Origin of the sequence: Pseudomonas sp. ATCC 13867 (assembly GCF_000349845.1) — a bacterium.
GTDB lineage: Bacteria > Pseudomonadota > Gammaproteobacteria > Pseudomonadales > Pseudomonadaceae > Pseudomonas.
Genome location: NC_020829.1, coordinates 975,910 through 995,122, shown reverse-complemented (window position 1 = coordinate 995,122; position 19,213 = coordinate 975,910). Strand labels below are relative to the sequence as shown.

Below are 19,213 nucleotides of genomic sequence, written 5' to 3'. Positions count from 1 at the left end.
TGCAATTATGTAAATCGCATCCTCGCCGGCCCGGAAGAAAACCAGATTTTTGTATACAAAATCAATAGAAAATCGCACTCGTCCTTGACTCCACAGGAGCGCCCCGATGTCTCCCCACCCCCTCACACTGCTTTCCGCGCTCGTCTGCAGCCTTGCCCTGCCCGCCCATGCGGCCATGAAACTGGGCGATTTCACCGAGTCCGGCGCGCTGCTCGTGGCGGATACATTCGACAGCGAAGTGATCCACAAGTCGAACTTCAGCACCGACGACCTGCAACGCATGTCACGCCAGTTGGAAGAACAGCAACGCACGCTGCAGGACCAGGCGCGGCAAATCGACACACTGCAGCGCCAACTGGAAGAACAGCGCCGCGCCCTGGACGATCTCAAGCGCAACCGCTGAAGCCGGCCAGCCAAAGGCACGGAAACGAAAACGGGGCCCGAAGGCCCCGTTTTCAGTCAGAAGCGGCTTACGCCAGCTTCTTGTAGCGCACACGGTGCGGCTGCGAAGCAGCGTCGCCCAGGCGCTTCTTGCGATCGGCTTCGAACTCGGTGTAGTTGCCTTCGAAGAAGACCACCTTGCCGTCGTCCTCATAGGAGAGGATGTGGGTCGCGATACGGTCCAGGAACCAGCGATCGTGGGAAATCACGATGGCGGAGCCGGGGAAGTCCAGCAGCGCTTCTTCCAGTGCGCGCAGGGTTTCCACGTCGAGGTCGTTGGACGGTTCGTCGAGCAGCAGCACGTTGCCGCCCTGCTTCAGCGTCAGGGCCAGGTGCAGACGGCCGCGCTCACCACCGGAGAGGTCCTTGACGAACTTCTGCTGGTCGCCGCCCTTGAAGTTGAAGCGGCCGACGTAGCTGCGCGACGGGACTTCGTAGTTGCCGATCTTGATCTGCTCGAAGCCGTCGGACACCTGCTCCCACACGGTCTTGTTGCCTTCGAGGATTTCGCGGCTCTGGTCGACGCTGGCGATCTGCACGGTTTCGCCGATCTCGATGGTGCCCGAGTCCGGTTGCTCCTTGCCGGTCAGCATGCGGAACAGGGTGGATTTACCCGCACCGTTGCCGCCGATCACGCCGACGATGGCGCCCTTGGGAATGCTCAGCGACAGGTTGTCGATCAGCTCGCGGTCGCCGTAGCCCTTGCAGACGTTGTGCAGCTCGATGACCTTGTCGCCCAGACGCGGACCGGCCGGGATGTAGATCTCGTTGGTCTCGCTGCGCTTCTGGAATTCCTGCGACTGCAGTTCCTCGAAGCGTTGCAGACGGGCCTTGGACTTGGCTTGGCGGCCCTTGGCGCCCTGGCGTACCCACTCCAGTTCGGCCTTCATGGCCTTGGCGTGGGAGGCTTCCTGCTTGGCTTCCTGGGCCAGGCGGTTGGCCTTGGATTCCAGCCAGCCGGAGTAGTTGCCTTCGAACGGGATACCGTGGCCACGGTCGAGTTCCAGGATCCAGCCGGCGACGTTGTCGAGGAAGTAGCGGTCGTGGGTGATCGCTACCACGGTGCCCGGGAAGTCGTGGAGGAAGTGTTCCAGCCAGGCGACGGAGTCGGCGTCCAGGTGGTTGGTCGGTTCGTCCAGCAGCAGCATGTCCGGGGCGGACAGCAGCAGGCGGCAGAGGGCCACGCGGCGCTTTTCGCCACCGGAGAGGTGTTCGATCTTCGCGTCCCACGGCGGCAGGCGCAGGGCGTCGGCGGCGACTTCCAGCTGGCGCTCCAGGTTGTGACCGTCGGATGCCTGGAGGATGGCTTCCAGCTTGGCCTGCTCGGCGGCCAGGGCGTCGAAGTCGGCGTCCGGCTCGGCGTAGGCGGCATAGACCTCGTCCAGGCGCGCCTGGGCGGCCTTGATCTGGCCGACGGCCTCTTCGACGATGTCGCGCACCGTGGCCTGCGGGTCGAGCTTGGGCTCCTGCGGCAGGTAACCGACGTTGATGCCGGGCATCGGGCGGGCTTCACCTTCGATCTCGGTGTCGACACCGGCCATGATGCGCAGCAGGGTGGATTTACCCGCGCCGTTCAGGCCGAGCACGCCGATCTTGGCGCCGGGGAAGAACGACAGGGAGATGTCCTTGAGGATTTCACGCTTGGGCGGTACGACTTTGCCGACCCGATGCATGGTATAGACGTAAGAGCCTGTTTTGCCTGTTTTGTCACTTTTGGACATGCTTTGATTCGCCTTTAGTCCTGTCTCTTCAGTGCTTGAATGGTAGCGACAAGCGCTAAAATTCGGGAAAGTAAAACGTTAGGTTTTGCGCTGACCAGTCGATGCCCATGACTATACTTAAAAAAGTTATGTTTTATGAGAGGGCAACATGGGTTTCCAGGTCACAGAGCAGGTGGTGAATGCTGCTCGAAGAAAGCTGCTGGTACAAGACTACATCCCGATCTACTACCCCAACCTATACATCACCATGGAGCACTCGGGCAGAGCCCTCGAAACGACCAAGAAGTACCTTGAGCATCTGGCTGTGTTTGAGGAGTTTCTGGCCTTTTCCTCCATTGATTTGATTTCTCACCTCGAACAGCGCCCTCACAGCCAATACCTGACAGACAGTGAGCTTTCTAGGTTTGTGTCGGACGCGGGGTTCAGCAAGGAAACCTTGGCCATGAAGTATGCGGGGATGCATTTGCATCCGACTGCCTACAAATCCGTTGGCAAAGTCCATGCGCAGCAGCGAATCGAGGCGGTACGCGACTATCTGGCCTTCCTCTATGACAAGTTGGGTGATCACTCAACACGATATGAGGCGGTTGACGACCTGAAGAAGCGCATCAACCGCAAGATCAAAGCGGCCAGCCCTGCGTGGAAAAAAACGCGAACGGACGAAATGAAAGGGCTTACCAGCCCGGAGCGAACTCGATTGCTGGAAATCATGCATCCGGATAGCTCCGAGAACCCCTTTTCAGATGAAGCCATCAGGCTGCGTAACTACATCATTTTGCTGCTGGGTCTCGACATGGGGCTGCGCCGTTCCGAGATGCTGCTGATCAAGACCAGCGATATTCACTGGCACAGTCGTCAACTAGCGGTGGTTAACCTGGAGGATGAGAGCCTCGATCCACGAACCATGGCCCCGCAATTCAAAACCCACGAGCGCATGCTGGTGATGACCGATGACCTGTATGACGCAATTACTGAATACGAATCGAAATATCGCCACAGAAAGCCCCGTAACGGCGCATCGCAAGCGAGAAGGCATCCGTTTTTGCTGGTGGCGCACAAGCGAAATGAGGGCGGACCTCTGACCATCAAGGCAGTGGATGGCGTTCTGTCCAGGGTCCGAGAAATAGCGCCGGAACTGGCTCATGTGCACCCGCATATTCTGAGGCATGACGCGGTCTACACGATGCTGGAAAGCATGCGTGAGGAACTGGCAGTGCTCACGCCGGAGGATCGCACCACGCAAGTACAAAAGACCCTCACATGGATGTTCGGCTGGAGTCCCGATTCGAACATGCCAGGCCACTACGGCGCGAAATTCTGGAAGGAAGAGGCAGACAAAGCGATACAGAAACGGGCCGAGCGATTTACGTTCAGCCGTCAGAAGGCCGGCACGACACAAAGAGGTTCAGAGTGAGCATCGCCGTCGAAGCACTGCAGGCACCCACGAAGGACAGCCTCGATGCATGGCTGAACACGCCTCGCCTGGCGAAATGTGGGAACGTGTTCACACCCGCCGAACCGATGTGGAAACCGGATAAATCGGCTTGTCATTCAGTCAACTGGGAAGCGGCTATTGCCGGCGTCTCGCCGGATTGGCAGCCCTGGTTGCACGCCGCCCTGGCGTACCGAATGGCCGATCAGGCAGCGATGTCGGTTTCTAAACTCGCCAGTGTGTTGTCGCGGGCTGCTCAGGCCGGGCTTGACCCGCTCAACGAGGGTCAACTGATAGATCTGCGAGAGCGCTTCAATCTTGGTGAGTTTAGTTGCACTGCCACTTTCATGGCGTTTTGGCACGACTGCGAATCCCTCGAACAGCGTCCGTCGCAATCCCTGATCAATGCCTACCAGACGCTGCCCAGGAATAAGCGCTCCAGCAACGATGTGATCCTCAGCCTTGACCCCGAGAAAGGTCCTTTGACGCAGGTGGAGCAGGACGCGCTGCATCAATGGATACATGAGCAGTTTGGTCACGGGCAGTTAGAGTTCGAGGAGTATCTTTACCTGCGCATATTGATGATTTACGGGCAGCGTGGCTCTCAGATGCGAATGATGGTTTTTGGTGATTTCACCAAAAGCGATCAGGGATGCAAGGTGAAGTTTCATTGGGCAAAGCGAAAAGACAACGAGGCGGGTTGGCGAGCAAAGGCCGAAACATTCAGTCTGGATGAGGACCTCTACAACACCGTGAAGGCCTACAAGGCAATGGTTCTGGCGCAACTCTGGCAAACGTATCCAGACGGCGCCGACTGGAATGCAGCCATTGAGAATGTGCCCCTCTTTCGTCGGAAGCTGGATGATGAAGCAGAACATTGGGGGGCGCGGAATGCCCCTGTTTTACTCGACAGCCCCCTTCAAAAAGGCCTCGAAGACGCGCCGCAGCCGATCTTTCATGCCGGATCAGGCACGATCAAATGTTGGCTTGAGCGCATCGAGCGAAGGAGGGACTTTCCGATTTCACCTCGCACCCATCAGCCGCTGAAAGTGACGCGGGGGCACCGGTTCAAACACACCTTAGGTACCGACCTTTCCAATGCGGGGCTGGATGAATGGACGATGGCCCGCGCATTGATGCACAACGATACTCGGACAGTGCGAAAGTACCGCGCCGTGTCGCCGGAGTTGCTGGCGTTGATCGACGCGAAGATGAGCGACCATATGGCCTTGGTTGTGAATGCGTTCACCGGGATCATCGTCACGGATCGCACCTCTGCGATAAACGGGGATCGAGCGGATCGACTAATCGAGGATGTGGCAGTTTGCGGTGCCACTGCCACCTGCCATCTCGATGCGCCTTACACCTGTTATGCATGCGGAAAATTTCAACCTCTTCTGCACGCCAATCATCGCGAGGTCCTTGAGCGATTGGAACGTCGTCGGGAGCAAACCATTGCCACGGATAAAACGACCGGAGTGCTCTGGGATCGGGCCATTCTGGCCTGCCGTAAGGTGATTTTGGATTGTGAGGCCATGCTACGGTCAGGGAGGAACAGCGAATGACCGATGCTTTTCATTCTGAATCAACGAACAACAACATTGTCGACTTTAAGCCCAGAAGCCAACTGGCTGCGGAGGCTCAGCTCGCGGCGTTTATCGAATGGGCAAAACAGACCCTGCCCAAAGGCATTCCCAATCGAGTTCACGCGAGCATTCGCTGGGAAGATGGCAGTTGGCACCTACATGGCTTCCAAAGCTGTAGCTTCTCGGCGCTCGGATCGACCTCAGTTGCCCCAGTGGCGATGCAGGCACCCTTCACGGATTTTGCCAAAGCCATACTTGTGTACCGAAAGGTTTTCTCGCAGAAAAAGGCGACAAGTGGCTGGCTGAATGCCCTGAAGGGGCTGGAAGCCGCCCTGTTCGAGTTGACCGGCACGCGGGATGTGACGCGGGTGTCAGCCGCTGTCTGTAATACAGCGTGCGAGCACATGAATCGTCACTGGACAAAAGGCAATACCGCATACGGTTTCAGTAAGGCACTTGAGGTCATCATCACCCTGATGCGGAACAAAAAACTGCTCAGGTCGGATTTCCGGTGGACCTCTCCGCTGACGCTGAGGCCGTCTGGCACGCTCAAGCAGCAAAAGCAGGATCGGGAACAGAAGCTGCCCAGCCCTGACGCAATCAGAGCCCTCGGGGAAGTGTTCACTAACGAATTGACCCGCCCCCTCGATATCGTTGTGACATCCGCCTGTGCGCTGTTGCTGAGTGCACCCAGTCGCGTGGGTGAACTGGCAGATATTGAATTGGATTGCCTAGTATTCAAAGAGGATAGCCAGGGCAATCGGCGCATGTTCCTGCGCTGGTACGCGGAAAAGATAAACCAGGTGATGCTGAAGCCCGTCGTTAAGCCTGAGATGGAGCCGGTCGTCGAGCGGGTCATCACATTACTGAAACCGATCACCGATGAGGCGCGGGCTTACGCCGCCTGGCTGGAAGACCATCCCGATGAGTTTCCGCCCCATGAAGGATTGCCATCCAAGGGGCCTGATGAACCGCTCACGTTCGCCGAAGCCTGTGCCGCGCTGAAACTCGCCTATAAAGAGGGCGGAGCGCGATCCTGCTTCAATGACAATTTACTGAAATCTTTGGAGAAGCGAAAGGCGCTCAGCCCCGCCGCCCGAACCCTCTTGGCCGAGATCCGTGACGGGTGGGATTCCAGCGTAGGTAAGCGCATATATGTTAAGGGCAAGCATGGAGTCCAGGGTTATGAGTTTGACGACCGGTGTGTGATCACACTGCACAAGCTCAATGTGCTGTTGCGGATGAAGTATCTTCCAAAGGATTTTCCCTACACCACGCCCTACACAGAGGGCAAGGCTCGGGTGAAGTACCGTGATGCGTTGTTCACCGTGCGCACGGGAGCACTAGCTGAAGACTCAGGTACAGCTCATGCGACACTCGGGTTTGGCGTGGAGATCGCGGCGAACTCTGGCCGACTTACCGGGCAATTAGGCGGTTCGAAAAACCCGGCATTGAAAAGCCTGTTCGAGCGCTTCGGCTACCCCGGCGTCAAGGTCAACACGCATGCGTTTCGGCACGAATTGAACACGCGGATGCACCAGGCCGGTCTGTCGCAGCTCCTGATTGACGCCTTCTCTGGGCGCACGACGATGGGATCGGTCTACAACCATGAAACCATCGAGGACCGCACCCAGAGGGTTGCGGATTACCACCCAAAAACGAAGCACAGCAACGCTGCTCAGCTTATGGAAAAGGTCAAAACCAATCAGCCTCTGAATCTTGCTGATCTGATGGAACTGCGCAAGGGCGAGCAGGACCGCATTATCCATCAAACCCATATCGGCGTTTGCCTGCACAACTTCGCATCCGAGCCCTGCCCGAAAATGGGTGCCTGTTTGGACTGCGGGCGGCTCGGTTGCGTCAAAGGGGATGACGTAAAGCTGGGCAATCTCAGAGAAGAACGCGACAACCTTAAACGTCGTCTCGATAAAGCCCTGGATGCGCAGTCTCGGGGCGTGTTTGGGGCATCGGAGTCGGCCAAAAAACTGGGTGAGAAGCTCTTTAAGTGCGAGGCGCTCATCCAAACGCTGGAAAACCCCGAACTCGAAAACGGTGCCATTGTGTGGAACGCCGATAACGGTTGGACGCTGACCAAGAACGCCGCTGCAATGTCGGGGCTGATCGAAGTCAGGTTCATTGAAGAGAACCAGGCGCAAGAGGCGTTACCATCGTTGGACGACGTCTTGGCTTTGCTGGATGAGATCGAGGGTTAACGATGGGGCATTTAACGCCAAAGGATGAGAAGCGCATCATTAAGCTGATTGAGGAATGGTCAGAGCCGAAGCTGACCTGGCCTTTGCTCGTTGAGGCCTGCAAAGAAAAATTGGGTATCAGTCGTGCTCGCCAGTCCCTGATGAAACTACCTGCCGTGGATTTAGCGATGAAGAATTGCAAGGCGGCATTGAAGGCTCAGAAGCTGAAGCCGGGCTGGATTAGCGATATTCAGGCAGCCAACGAGCACATTGAGAAACTGACAGCGACCAATCAGAAGCTGTTAGCTGCTGTTCGAGATATGCATAGCCGTTTTTTGATCTGGCAAGCCAATGCGGATATGCACGGGCTAACGCAATCGATGTTGGAGCGGCCGGTTTCACAGCTTCAAAAGAAACTGTCTCCATAAGTGTTCCGTTCAAAGCTAAATAGGACAGAATTTGGCCCGATGACTGAGGCGCATGCAGCCAACGGACGCGCCCTCGGCTCTTGGGTGCGAAAGCCTCCCCGATCTGCCGATCACCAGGATGTCGATGTTGTTCGGACCGGTCGGAAGCCGCACTCCCGTTTCAAGCTCGAGCTCCGCTGACTCATCGCGCGCATGCAGGATCAACGGAAGAATTTGTTTCAGCATGAAGGCGTACTGCAGTTGCATGCTCGCCTCTTTGTTGACCGCGATGAGTCCACCGCCAACCTTTCGACTGGCGGATAACGCCATGCTCCGTATAGCCTTCTGCTTCGCTTAACAGCATCGGCATCCCGGATTCCTGATTACGCGGCTCAATGGCTGGCCCATCGGTTTCCCCTGTCAACGCTTCACCCACGGTGCAACATGCATGACTCGGGGTCTGGTTGATTCGCCATTTCTTACCAGTATCGAACTTTCATCGACTATCCTCCGCCAGCTTTAACTGGCGCACTAAGCGTCCAGCCAAGTCACCTTCCGGTTACGGTGCTGCAGACTAGTTTCACGAACCTGCCAACCGCCAAGTGCGTAATTGCATCGCATTTGACCGCCCAATTGCATTGCCGCTGACCACCGTTTGCATCCGACTTGACCAGTCTCGCCGAAGAGGCGACAGGCAGAAAACGGCCACAAGCGGTCAATCAATCACCCTCTTGAAGCCAACCTCTCGCGCAGGAACTCGATGAACCGCTGCGTCTTGGCCGGCAGCAGACGTGTCTCAGTGATGGCGTACACTGGCATCGGCAGTCCCCGCCAGTTCGGCATGATGCGGCGCAGCCTGCCGTTTTCTAGTTCATCCGCGACTATTTCTTCTGGCATCAGGACGATGCCCTGATTGAGCGTCGCCAGACGCCGAATCATCCCCACGCTATTCAATTGGTAGCGCCCACCCACTGACACGCTGACTGTTTGCAGGCCATCCAGTAGCGTCCAGGCCCCGGTTTTCAGGATGCCCAAACACTGATGTGCTTCCAGGTCGGCCGGGCTGGAGGGTTCCCCTTCACGCTGCAGATAGCCCGGCGAGGCATACAAGTTGGGCGTCAGAGACGCCAGCAGCCGCGCGATAAGTTGCGAGTTTTCCGGCTCGCCCATGCGGATGGCCACATCGAAGGGTTCGCTGACCAGGTCGACGCGTCTCGGGGTGAGGTCGAAATCGAAGGTGATGCCTGGGTACAGGTCGGCGAACTCGGCGATTAACGGCGCGAGGTAAGTTACCGCGAAATCCACCGGCAGCGAGGCACGCAGCACTCCGCTGGGCTGCGCCAGCATTTCGCCCAGTTGCTCATGGGCCAGTCGCGCCTCGTCGACGATGCGTTTGCAGCGCTCGAAGTAGAGCTGGCCGGCTTCCGTCACCTCGACCTTGCGCGTCGTGCGATGCAGCAGGCGCAGGCCTATAGCTTTTTCCAGGGTGCTAATGCGCCGCGACAGCGTCGAGTTGGGCACCCCGGTCGCCTCGGAGGCACCGCGAAAGCCCTTGGCCTTCACCACCTCGACGAATAGGGCCATGTCATTCAGGAGCTCCATGACTATTGCCTCAAAATTGGATCAATCCTCTCCAATATAACGTATTTATTCCATGATGCGCGAAGCAGAAGATAGCTCCAAGCGAATCCCCATTCCCCCGCTTCGAGGAATTCACCATGCAGCAGTTGTTCACCCCCATCCACGTAGGCCGCTACTCCCTGCGCAATCGCCTGGTCATGGCGCCCATGACCCGCAGTCGCGCGCAAGCGGACGGCACACCAGGAGAACTGGCCGTCGAATACTACGCACAGCGTGCCGGTCTCGGCCTGATCGTAAGTGAGGGCACCCAGCCGTCGGATGATGGCCAGGGCTATCTCACCACCCCGGGCATCTACACCGACGCCCATGTTGCGGGCTGGAGGAAAGTCACCGAGCAGGTGCATGCCAAGGGCGGCCACCTCTTCATTCAGCTGATGCATGCCGGGCGTATGTCGCACCCGGACAACACACCACACCATCGTCAGGGCGTCGCCCCCTCGGCAATCGCGCCGAACACCCAGATGTTCACCCCGACGGGTATGCAGGACATTCCCGCCCCCCGCGCGCTTAGCCGCGAAGAGATTCGCCAGACCGTCGTCGACTTCCGCTTCGCCGCCCGCCGCGCCATCGAGGCCGGGGCCGACGGCGTCGAGATTCATGCTGCCAACGCCTACCTGATCCAGCAGTTCTTTGCCCCGAGTGCCAACACCCGCACCGACGAGTATGGCGGCTCCATCGAGAATCGCGCCCGCTTCGCCATTGAGGTGGCAAGTGCCATCGCCGAGGAAATCGGCGCCGATCGTACGGCCATCCGCCTGTCGCCTGGCACCACGCTGTGGGGCATCGACGAGGGAGCCGAGGGCCCCGACCTGTACCGCTACCTGGTAGCTGAACTCGACAAGCTGAGCCTGGCCTACCTGCATGTCATGCAGCAGGGTGACGAACCTCTGCTGGCCGACATTCGAAAGCTGTGGCGGCACACGCTGATTCTCAACCGACCAGGGCGGCCACGCGAAGAGATCGGTGCCGACTTGTCAGCAGGGCTGGCCGATCTGGAAGCCTATGGCCAGATGGTTCTGGCCAACCCTGATTTCGTCGAGCGGCTGTACCATGCTGCCCCGTTGAACGAAGCCAATCGAGCGGCTTATTTCGGCGGCGACGCACAGGGCTATATCGACTACCCGGCGCTGTACGGCGCGGCGGCGAACTGAGGTTGCGGATATGACAACCCTCGCCACGCTACAGCGGGCCAGCAAGGGCAATTATTTCCGGGTCTACGCACTGCGCGGCCAGGAGCAACTGCTCGATCCGTTCCTCGGCATCGATCACGCCTGGATGAGCGCGCCCACCTTCGCGCCCCACCCGCATGCCGGTTTCTCGGCGGTGTCCTATGTGTTTCTCGACTCGGAGACGGGTATCGAGAACAAGGACTCGCTCGGCAACCACAACCTGATCCAGCCGGGTGGGCTGCACTGGGCGGCGGCAGGCAGCGGGATAGTCCATGAGGAAATCCCTGCCGAGCCGGACATGACGGTGCATTCGCTGCAGATATTCGTCGCTTTGCCGCCCGAACATCGGGACGGCCCTCCATTCGCCTTGAGCCTGGAGCCGCAGGACATACCCGTGGTGCGCCTGCCGGGTGCCAAGGTGCGAGTGGCCGCTGGCAGGTTCGGCCAAGCCGCTTCACCGCTGCGACCGCCAACCGAGGTGACACTGCTCGATGTATCTCTGGATGACGGCGCCGCGCTGACGGTTCCGTTGGCGGCCGGGCATGTCGTCATCGTCATGCCGATCCATGGCGCTCTGTCGGTAGACGGTCAGCTGTTCGAGCGGGACTCCATCAAACTGCCTGTTTTTCAACCCGACAGCAGCGAGCGCGTCCTGCTGCTGCAGGCCCCCCAGGGGGCCGCCAAGGCGATGATCTTCGCCGGCGTGCCCCTTTATCCCAGTGCCACCTAGCGAGAGGTAACGACCATGGCTTTTCAACGTTTCGATGCTGCCAATTCCGCCCTGCTGCTGATCGACCATCAGGTCGGCACCATGGGCTGGGTCAAGTCCATCCCCTTCGAGGAGATGAAGCGCAACGCGCTGATGCTGGCGAAGACCGCTCGCATCCTCAAGATGCCCGTGGTGCTGACGTCCAGCATGGAGGAATACGCTCAAGGGCCGCTGCTGGCCGAGCTGGAAAGCATATTACCGGCCGAGTTCGCCGCCCGTATCAAGCGGGTCGGCATCGTCAATGCGATGGACGACGAAAACTTTGCAGCGGCTGTTCGTGCGACCGGGCGACGCAAAATCATCATCGCCGGCGTGACCAATGACGTTTGCACAGTCTTCCCGGCTCTGAGCCTGGTGGGCGATGGCTACGAAGTACAGGTGATTGCCGATGCCGGTGGCTCACCGAGCGCGATTGGCGACGACATGGCTCTGCGCCGCATGGAGAAGGCTGGCGTCACGCTCTCCAGCACCAATCAGGTGATCGCCGAGCTGGCCGGCAGCTGGAGTACACCGGAGGGCGGTGAGATCGTGCAGCAAGTGGTGATGCCGGCACTACAAGGCTAGCTATGCGAGGGGGCGGCGGGTATGCCCTCTCTTTTGCCGCTTTCAACGACCGCTTCTGGCCGCATAGCGACGGTCTGGTCTCGACCGTCGCTATGCGTGGTTAGACCTCGGTCTGTTCCGCCATTTCCAAGGCGTCATCGACCTCAATTCCCAGGTATCGGATGGTGCTTTCAAGCTTCGTATGGCCGAGAAGGAGTTGGACTGCCCTCAGGTTCTTCGTCCTGCGGTAGATCAGGGATGCCTTCGTACGCCGCAGAGTGTGGGTGCCGTACATGGCCGGATCAAGGCCAATGGCTGTCACCCAGGATTTAACGATTCGAGCGTATTGCCTGGTGGAGAGATGATCTGAGCCTCGCAACCGGCTCGGAAACAGGCAATCCTCGCTGCGGAGCTGGGCCTGATGTATCCAGACCGCCAAAGCCGCCCGGGTTTGCTCTGTGATCTCAAACTGCACTGGTCGCTGTGTTTTCTGCTGCATCACGATGGCTCGCGGCGACACGTGTTCTCCATGGGCTATGTCCCGCACACGAAGCTTGGTTAAGTCGCAGGCTCGCAGCTTGCTGTCGATGGCCAAGTCGAATAGAGCAAGATCCCGGGTTCTCTCCGCAATCTGGAGCCTTACCCTGATGGCCCATATATCGCTGAGCCGGAGCGGGGCTTTCTGTCCGACTAGCTTTCCTTTGTTCCAAGGCTGGTGGCTGAAGGTGGCAGTGGTGTTCATGGCTTGTCCTCCACGTGAAGGGAGGACAAGGGTGGACCAGCAATAGCAATGGGCGCTAACCGGCCAAGAGCAGACGTTCCCACCACCTAGGAACGACCGCTAAGTTGCTGTACATCCAGGGCAGTTTGGGCTATCAGCCAGTCTACGAACTGAACCACTCCTGTTATGTGCCGTTGCTCTTCAGGACATAGGCAGTAGTAACCGAGGCCAGCAGGTACTTCAAGATTGAAGGGCCGCACGAGCAGACCCTGATCTAGATCCCGGCGCGAGTTAAACTCATCCGAGAGGGCCACTCCGTAACCGTCGCGGGCAGCTTGCAAGGCCATGCTAAAGCTCTCGATATGCAGATCTGACTCACCTGGGTAGGGTACGCGCGCTTCCAGCAGCCAACGACGCCAGAGGGTGCCGTCATCCTCATGCAGTAGTCGGTGATGTACTAGGTCGTACGGATTAGACAATGCGTTGGGCCCCCGCAACAGTTGTGGGCTACACACCGGAAACATGTGAAGGGTGCGTAGAGGGCGCCACCACAGCCCCTCCCAGGGCGGGGCTGCGTACAGCAGAGCGACATTAGCTCTCTTCCAATCCACTTCCGTGACATGGTTGGCGGCGATAATGCGAAGGCGGATGTGCGGATAGGCCTCCTTGAACCCTAACAAACTAGGTATCAGCCAAGACGAACCAAATACCGGTTCGGTCGAAATGGTCAGAGTTGTCGTCGGTATGGCCTGTTGCGACTGGCTAATGATCTGATTGAGTCCATCGTTAATCTCATGCATGCCCTTGGCAACCGAGCGGTGTAGCGCCAACCCCGCCTGCGTGAGAACTATGTTTCTCCCTTGGCGACTGAATAGTTCCACACCCAGAGCAGATTGCAGGCTCTTGAGCTGCTGGCTGACGGCACCTGGAGTGATGTGCAGCTCCGCAGCCGCAGCCCCCACATGACCAAGACGGGCGACGGACTCAAACACACGCAAGTTATTTAGTGCAGGAATGTGCATGGGAATCGTTTAGCCAGCCTCAACAATAAATCATTAAAATATATAGCTTGTCTGATCTTATTACGCTTGCGAAGAATTGGCTACCACTCCCGATCTGGAGCATTGCCGATGGAAAGCCTGCGATTCGCTTCACTTGTTACAACAGCGACTGGAATGTTGCTAATCGCCTCAAACTCTGTGGCGGCCGATGCCGTACGAACAGTCAACGTCTACGCCTGGGCGAGTTATCTCGCACCAGAGACTCTGGCTCGCTTTGAAAAACAGACTGGCATCAAGGTTAAGTACGACAGCTTTGATAGCGCGGACGTCCTAGAAGCTAAGTTGATGACCGGACACACCGGTTACGACGTAGTCCAACCGGGCGTCGCCATGCTTGATCGCTTGATTCGGGCCAAAGCGCTACAGCCATCGGGCATGCAGCAATATAAAACGAAAGAGCAGTACGATCCCCAGTTGCTCGCTCAGCTCGAGAAGGTCGACCCCGGGAACCTCTATGCTGTGCCCTATGCTTGGGGCACTACTGGCCTTGCATACAACAAGGACGCCATCGAGAAACGCATTCCAAATGCACCGCTAAACAGCTTTGACCTACTGTTCAAGCCGGAATACACCAGCAAGCTGAAGGACTGTGGCATCGCTATCATCGACTCCCCCCAAGAAGTCATGAGTATCGCCCTGCACTACCTCGGAAAGAATCCTTACAGCCAAAATTCGGCCGATTATATAGCCGCCAAACAATTGCTCGACAAGCTGCGGCCGAACCTTCGTTATATTGCATTCGGCAAGCAGAGCAATGATCTGGCTAACGGTGACCTATGCCTGGCTCTGTCTTATAACGGTGACGCCATGACTGCCAAGGGGCAGGCTGTCGCGGCCAATAAACCATTCGCTATCGGCTATCAGATTCCCAAAGAAGGAACCCTGGCCTGGATTGATAACTTCGCAATCCCCGCAGACGCCCCCCACGTTGAGGAAGCGAAGGAATTTATCGAATTTGTGACCGAGGCCGAGGGAATGGCAGAGATGACGAACACTCTGTACTACGCCAATGCCAATCGGGCATCACTCGACAAGGTCAACCCGGTACTACGCAACGACGAAACTCTGTTCCCATCCGCCGAAAGCCGCAAGACATTGTTCGGCGAGGAACCGTTGCCGGCCCGGACATTACGCGAGCGGACTCGGACCTGGGCAAGTTTCAGAACCAATGTCGGGAACTAGCGACATGACGCTCAAAGTGGCAGACGCTTGGTTCGAGAAAAGGACATTTGATGATGGAGTCACGTTGCTATGGGAACCTCATGTACATCCCATGTTGCGCTGCAATATCTGGCATGTCCCTGGGCGCGATCGCGACCTGCTAATCGATACCGGACTAGGTGTTGCCAGCCTTCGCGAAGCAGCACGCAACCTATTTCTGAAACCGGTGTGCGCAGTAGCAACTCATAGCCATCTCGACCACATGGGAGGTCTGCACGAGTTCGAATGCAGGCTATGTCACGCCGCAGAGGCAGAGTATTTTTCTCAGCCAAACAGCGATAACCGCTTGGTTATCAATGATGATCATTGGCTAGCGACGTACATGTCAGACTTGGGCTGCGACCGCCTGGTAATCGATGCCCTCCCAGGGCCTGGCTTCGACCCCGCGAAGTGGGCACTGCTACCGGCGCCGCCTACCGGACTTTTAGTAGACCAAGACATCATCGATCTGGGCGACCGTCATTTCGAGGTGCTCCATCTGCCCGGACACTCCCCAGGCAGCATTGCCTTGTACGAGCAGAGTACGAGAACGCTGTTTTCTGGAGATGTGGTGTACGACGCCGATCTGCTTGATTCCATTCCGCACGCGAATATTGGCGACTACGCGGCGTCCCTAGAACGCCTGCGGGGGCTTCAGGTTGATGTTGTGCATGCCGGACACGAAGCCAGCTTCGGCCGCGAAAGATTGCTAGCCATCATCGATACGTACTTGGAACGCTGGAATAAAGATATAGGGGGCTGAAGGCTGCACTAGTCCACTTGGGTCAGTTGTTGGGTTGGGGCTCACCAACTACAGCAGGCTTTAATCAGCCATTAACGAACTTCCTAGTGTTTGCGACTCACCTGCTCGCGCGAGCTCTCATGCCCAAAAAGTACCAGGTGGTCGTACACGGCAGCCGGGGCGATAAGACTCTCGCGAAGCAAGAAGAAACATCGGCACCTTCTAGTGATGGGGCTTTTAGTCGGAAGGCGTCGTTACAAAACTAGAAAATAAAAGTAGGGAGCACTGCATGAATCACATATCAAAGCTTTGCATTGCTGGCATATTGCTGGCGCCGTGGGGGGCGAGCCAAGCATTCCAGTTGAATGATGACCTTAGCCTAGATTTGAATATTGGCGCTTACAGTGACTACCACAGTCGTGGTATGTCACAAACCCAGAACGATCCAGCCATTCAGGGTTCCGTCACGCTTTCTCACTCCAGTGGGCTGTACGCCGGAGTATGGAGCTCCAACGTCGATTTCGGTTATGGCAGTAAGACTCGCCAAGAAATAGACTATTACGCAGGCTATTACTGGAAAATAACCGACAATGTATCCCTCGACCTTGCTTATTTCGAGTATGAGTACCCGAAAGAAAGCAAGCTTAACTACAGCGAAACCTACGCAAAGCTTTCCGCATACGGGATCTATGCAGGAGGATATTACTCAGGTGATATGGGAGGCGACCAGAGTTACTTGTACAGCTTTGTCGGCTATGAAACCGCACTCCCTATGGATATTGGACTTAATATCCGTTACGGTTTGGTTGACTTCAAAGATGACATCTTGGTTGATGGAAACGGCAGCACTGCCTCCACCTACAATGAATGGCAGGTTTCGCTAAGCAAGAAATTACTTGGTCTTGACTGGTCGCTAGCCTATGTAGACTCCAACTTGTCGAATGATGAGTGCGCTAGTTACAACGGTTTCGACGATGTCTGTGGCTCAAACCTAGTACTTGGCGTGAGCAAGTCCTTCTGATTTATCGCGTTGCGTGTTACTCCTCTGGCTTGCCTCGATGAACTATGTTCGTCGAGGCTTTTTTTAGGCAAATATCTAAATCCCCAAGAGTTACTGAGCGCAAGGCTTAGATCCCTGTCAGTCATATGCCAGTTTTTCGTTCCGCATGTCCGTATATGGACTCCCCCTCATTGCAAGCCCCTTCGCTTTGGCCCCCGTGCCGACTGCACACGTATATTCGGCCTCTGACTTCGGCATCTCTTTGATGCTGGGCCATGATGGGCTATTCGCGCGCTGGCTCCCAATCGCTTCTACGTGCTTTTCGCACATGGACATTTGAGGGTTTTGCCAGCGCCGGTTCGACCGGTTTGCCATCGTTCAGGTTGCTTCGCAATCGTGGGTGACGGTTACTCTCTTGCTGAGCGTGCTGGTTGGTGGGTCAGGCAGCAGCCCGATCCGGTTGGTAATCGGTGCCGTTACGCAGTATCGCCCAAGCCATGCGCGCGGTTTTGTTGGCCAGCGCGATTGCTGCCACGTTGGCATGTGATCGCTCAGCCAGGCGGACGATCCACTGGCTAAGTCGGTCGTCTTTGGAATTGGCTGTACGTAACGCTGATCGAGCGCCATGAACCATCAGTGTCCGTAAGTAGGCATCGCCGCGTTTACTAATGCCGAGCAATCGATCTTTGCCGCCGGAGCTATGTTGTTTGGGCGTTAATCCCAGCGAAGCAGCAAACTGCCGGCCATTGGCAAACTGACGAGCGTCACCGATGGCAGCGACGAGTGCAGTGGCGATCATCGGGCCGACACCACGCAGTTGCTGTAGACATAGAGCGTCAGGCTCATTTGCCGCGATCACGGATATCTCGCTATCAAGCTCTCTCACCCGTGCATCCAGTGCGCGCAGATCGCCCCACAAGCCATCCAGTAGATGTCGGAAACGCGGCGTTAAACCGTTGTCTGCATCTTCCAGCCAGCACGGTATTGCTCGACGCAGCGAGAGCAATTCTTTCGGTGCAATTAGACCGTACTCAGCGACCAGCCCACGGATCTGATTGGCTTTTGCCGTACGCTGCTCAATTAACCCGGCACGAATTCGATGGGTCGCCTGAATGTCCTGCTGCTCGACTGTTTTGATAGCTACGAAACGCATGCTGGGCCGGCTCATCGCCTCACAGATTGCTTCAGCATCATTGGCGTCATTCTTGTTGCTTTTGACGTAGGGTTTGACGAATTGGGGAGCAATTAACTTGACCTGGAATCCACGAGCCTCAAGTTGCCGCGCCCAATGGTGAGCACCGCCACAACTTTCCATGCCAATTACACAGCCTGGCTCAGCCTGCTCAAGCAAGGCTTGTAGCCATAGATCGCGTTGTAAGCGCTGCCGCCAAATCGGCTTCTCGTGACAGTCAACGCCATGGATCTGAAACACGTTCTTGGCCAAGTCGACCCCAATGCGCATAAGCTTCATGTGTGGACTCCTTCTAGCTGTTAACTGTGGTTCGCACCTTCAGTCTGGCACTCAGATGCCGAGGCGAGGGGGAGTCCATCCCATTGCTTCGGGTCGGGAGCCGCCGACCGAGACAGGCGGGTGTCGGCCAGAAGCGGACATAACGGGCAAAATGGAACCGATCCCGTTGTTTTCCACCTACTACGTCAATCGCAACGCCTCGAGTACAAGAGCGAAGGCCGGCGAAGGTTGCCTGCGGCTGGGGTAGTAGAGGTTATAGCCGGAAAACGGCTCGCACCAGTCTTCCAGCACTCGAATCAACCGGCCCTCTTCAAGGTGAGGGTCAAACTCATCTTCGGGCAGGTAGGCGATGCCCAAGCCTGCGACGGCGGCGTCGGCGATGTGGGTGGTGGTGTTGAACACCAGCTGCCCGTCGACCCTCACCCTCAGTTTCTTGCCTTTGCGCTCGAACTCCCAGGCATCCACTCCGCCGTAGGTGGGAAAGCGGATATCGATGCACCTATGCGCAGCCAGGTCGTTAGGATGCCTGGGTATGGGGTGCTCGGCGAAATAGCTGGGGGCGGCCACCACGGCCATGCGCAGATCGCCGCCGATGGGCATGGCAATCATGTCTTGCGCCACCGTACCGCTGAAGCTCACGCCGGCATCGAAACGGTCAGCCACGATATCTCGGAAACCGTAGTTGATATCGAATTCGAGCTTGATGTCTGGATAGGCCGCCAGAAGGGGGATCAGCTTGGGCAGCAAGGTCGTCTTGATGATGTTGTCGCCACAAGTGATACGAACCTTGCCCGCCGGCTTGTCGCGCAGCTCGGTCAGGGCATCCAGCTCGGCTTCGATCTCATCGAAACGGTGGCCGATGGCGTCCATGAGCCGTTCACCCGCCGCCGTCAGCGAAACACTGCGGGTGGTGCGTGTGAGCAGACGAATCTGCAGCCGTGCCTCCAACGCCGACACAACCTGACTCACCGCAGATTGGGTTATGCCCAGGTGTGCTGCTGCACGGGTAAAACTGCCCTCGCGCGCCACCGTCACGAAGGCTTGCAGGTCGTTGAAATTATGCCGAGGCATGCTTCCATCCTCTTATTCAGTAGCAGAGGTTATAGCGGCTTTCAGC

Annotated in this window: 18 protein-coding genes; 11 read left to right on the top strand and 7 right to left on the bottom strand. The window is 57.3% G+C overall.

Annotated elements, in window-relative coordinates; genetic code table 11:
• Positions 1-106 precede the first annotated feature (106 nt).
• Positions 107-403, top strand: coding sequence for a hypothetical protein (locus H681_RS04580; RefSeq protein ID WP_015475668.1), 297 nt, complete (start codon positions 107-109; stop codon positions 401-403).
• Positions 404-470: 67 nt separating this feature from the next.
• Here H681_RS04580 and ettA read toward each other — a convergent pair whose 3' ends face one another.
• Positions 471-2,162 (bottom strand): energy-dependent translational throttle protein EttA, encoded by a 1,692-nt coding sequence (gene ettA, locus H681_RS04575; protein WP_080636200.1) that lies wholly within the window; start codon positions 2,160-2,162, stop codon positions 471-473.
• Positions 2,163-2,310: 148 nt separating this feature from the next.
• Between ettA and H681_RS04570 the strand changes: the two genes are divergently transcribed.
• From H681_RS04570 to H681_RS04555, 4 genes are read left to right on the top strand one after another with little or no spacing between them, the layout of a single operon-like run.
• A complete protein-coding gene (locus tag H681_RS04570; RefSeq protein ID WP_015475666.1) occupies positions 2,311-3,576 on the top strand; it encodes a site-specific integrase in 1,266 nt (421 codons plus the stop codon).
• Complete coding sequence (locus H681_RS04565; RefSeq protein WP_015475665.1) at positions 3,573-5,159, top strand: site-specific integrase; 1,587 nt, start codon at positions 3,573-3,575, stop codon at positions 5,157-5,159. The genes H681_RS04570 and H681_RS04565 overlap by 4 nt, the downstream gene beginning before the upstream one ends.
• A complete protein-coding gene (locus H681_RS04560; protein WP_015475664.1) occupies positions 5,156-7,393 on the top strand; it encodes a hypothetical protein in 2,238 nt (745 codons plus the stop codon). Before H681_RS04565 ends, H681_RS04560 begins: the two co-directional genes overlap by 4 nt.
• A gap of 2 nt (positions 7,394-7,395) precedes the next feature.
• Positions 7,396-7,800 (top strand): hypothetical protein, encoded by a 405-nt coding sequence (locus H681_RS04555; RefSeq protein WP_015475663.1) that lies wholly within the window; start codon positions 7,396-7,398, stop codon positions 7,798-7,800.
• 15 nt (positions 7,801-7,815) lie between these two features.
• Here H681_RS04555 and H681_RS26725 read toward each other — a convergent pair whose 3' ends face one another.
• Entirely contained in the window at positions 7,816-8,046 is a 231-nt protein-coding gene (locus H681_RS26725) for a hypothetical protein (RefSeq protein WP_041711728.1), read from the bottom strand.
• Between the two features lie 456 nt (positions 8,047-8,502).
• Positions 8,503-9,381: a LysR family transcriptional regulator gene (locus tag H681_RS04545; protein WP_015475661.1), complete on the bottom strand. Its 879-nt coding sequence runs from the start codon at positions 9,379-9,381 to the stop codon at positions 8,503-8,505.
• 116 nt (positions 9,382-9,497) lie between these two features.
• Here H681_RS04545 and H681_RS04540 point away from each other — a divergent pair, with 116 nt between their 5' ends.
• From H681_RS04540 to H681_RS04530, 3 genes are read left to right on the top strand one after another with little or no spacing between them, the layout of a single operon-like run.
• Positions 9,498-10,571: an alkene reductase gene (locus H681_RS04540; RefSeq protein ID WP_015475660.1), complete on the top strand. Its 1,074-nt coding sequence runs from the start codon at positions 9,498-9,500 to the stop codon at positions 10,569-10,571.
• A 10-nt stretch (positions 10,572-10,581) separates the two neighbouring features.
• Positions 10,582-11,319 carry a pirin family protein gene (locus H681_RS04535; RefSeq protein WP_015475659.1) on the top strand — a complete coding sequence of 246 codons (738 nt, stop codon included), beginning with the start codon at positions 10,582-10,584 and terminating at the stop codon, positions 11,317-11,319.
• 15 nt (positions 11,320-11,334) lie between these two features.
• Positions 11,335-11,922 (top strand): isochorismatase family protein, encoded by a 588-nt coding sequence (locus H681_RS04530; RefSeq protein WP_015475658.1) that lies wholly within the window; start codon positions 11,335-11,337, stop codon positions 11,920-11,922.
• Between the two features lie 100 nt (positions 11,923-12,022).
• Here H681_RS04530 and H681_RS04525 read toward each other — a convergent pair whose 3' ends face one another.
• Together H681_RS04525 and H681_RS04520 are read right to left on the bottom strand one after the other, a co-directional pair.
• Positions 12,023-12,643, bottom strand: a complete 621-nt coding sequence (locus H681_RS04525; protein ID WP_015475657.1) for a tyrosine-type recombinase/integrase — start codon at positions 12,641-12,643, stop codon at positions 12,023-12,025.
• A gap of 86 nt (positions 12,644-12,729) precedes the next feature.
• A complete protein-coding gene (locus H681_RS04520) occupies positions 12,730-13,644 on the bottom strand; it encodes a LysR substrate-binding domain-containing protein (RefSeq protein ID WP_015475656.1) in 915 nt (304 codons plus the stop codon).
• A gap of 108 nt (positions 13,645-13,752) precedes the next feature.
• On the opposite strand from H681_RS04520, the gene H681_RS04515 reads away from it, so the two are divergent.
• From H681_RS04515 to H681_RS04505, 3 genes are all read left to right on the top strand, one after another.
• On the top strand, positions 13,753-14,865 hold the full coding sequence (locus H681_RS04515; RefSeq protein WP_015475655.1) for an extracellular solute-binding protein: 1,113 nt from the start codon (positions 13,753-13,755) through the stop codon (positions 14,863-14,865).
• 4 nt (positions 14,866-14,869) lie between these two features.
• Entirely contained in the window at positions 14,870-15,646 is a 777-nt protein-coding gene (locus H681_RS04510; protein WP_041711727.1) for an MBL fold metallo-hydrolase, read from the top strand.
• A 268-nt stretch (positions 15,647-15,914) separates the two neighbouring features.
• On the top strand, positions 15,915-16,646 hold the full coding sequence (locus H681_RS04505; RefSeq protein ID WP_015475653.1) for a TorF family putative porin: 732 nt from the start codon (positions 15,915-15,917) through the stop codon (positions 16,644-16,646).
• Between the two features lie 418 nt (positions 16,647-17,064).
• Here H681_RS04505 and H681_RS04500 read toward each other — a convergent pair whose 3' ends face one another.
• Both H681_RS04500 and H681_RS04495 read right to left on the bottom strand, forming a co-directional pair.
• Entirely contained in the window at positions 17,065-18,096 is a 1,032-nt protein-coding gene (locus H681_RS04500; protein ID WP_015475652.1) for an IS110 family transposase, read from the bottom strand.
• Between the two features lie 180 nt (positions 18,097-18,276).
• On the bottom strand, positions 18,277-19,167 hold the full coding sequence (locus H681_RS04495) for a LysR family transcriptional regulator (RefSeq protein ID WP_015475651.1): 891 nt from the start codon (positions 19,165-19,167) through the stop codon (positions 18,277-18,279).
• Positions 19,168-19,213 lie beyond the last annotated feature (46 nt).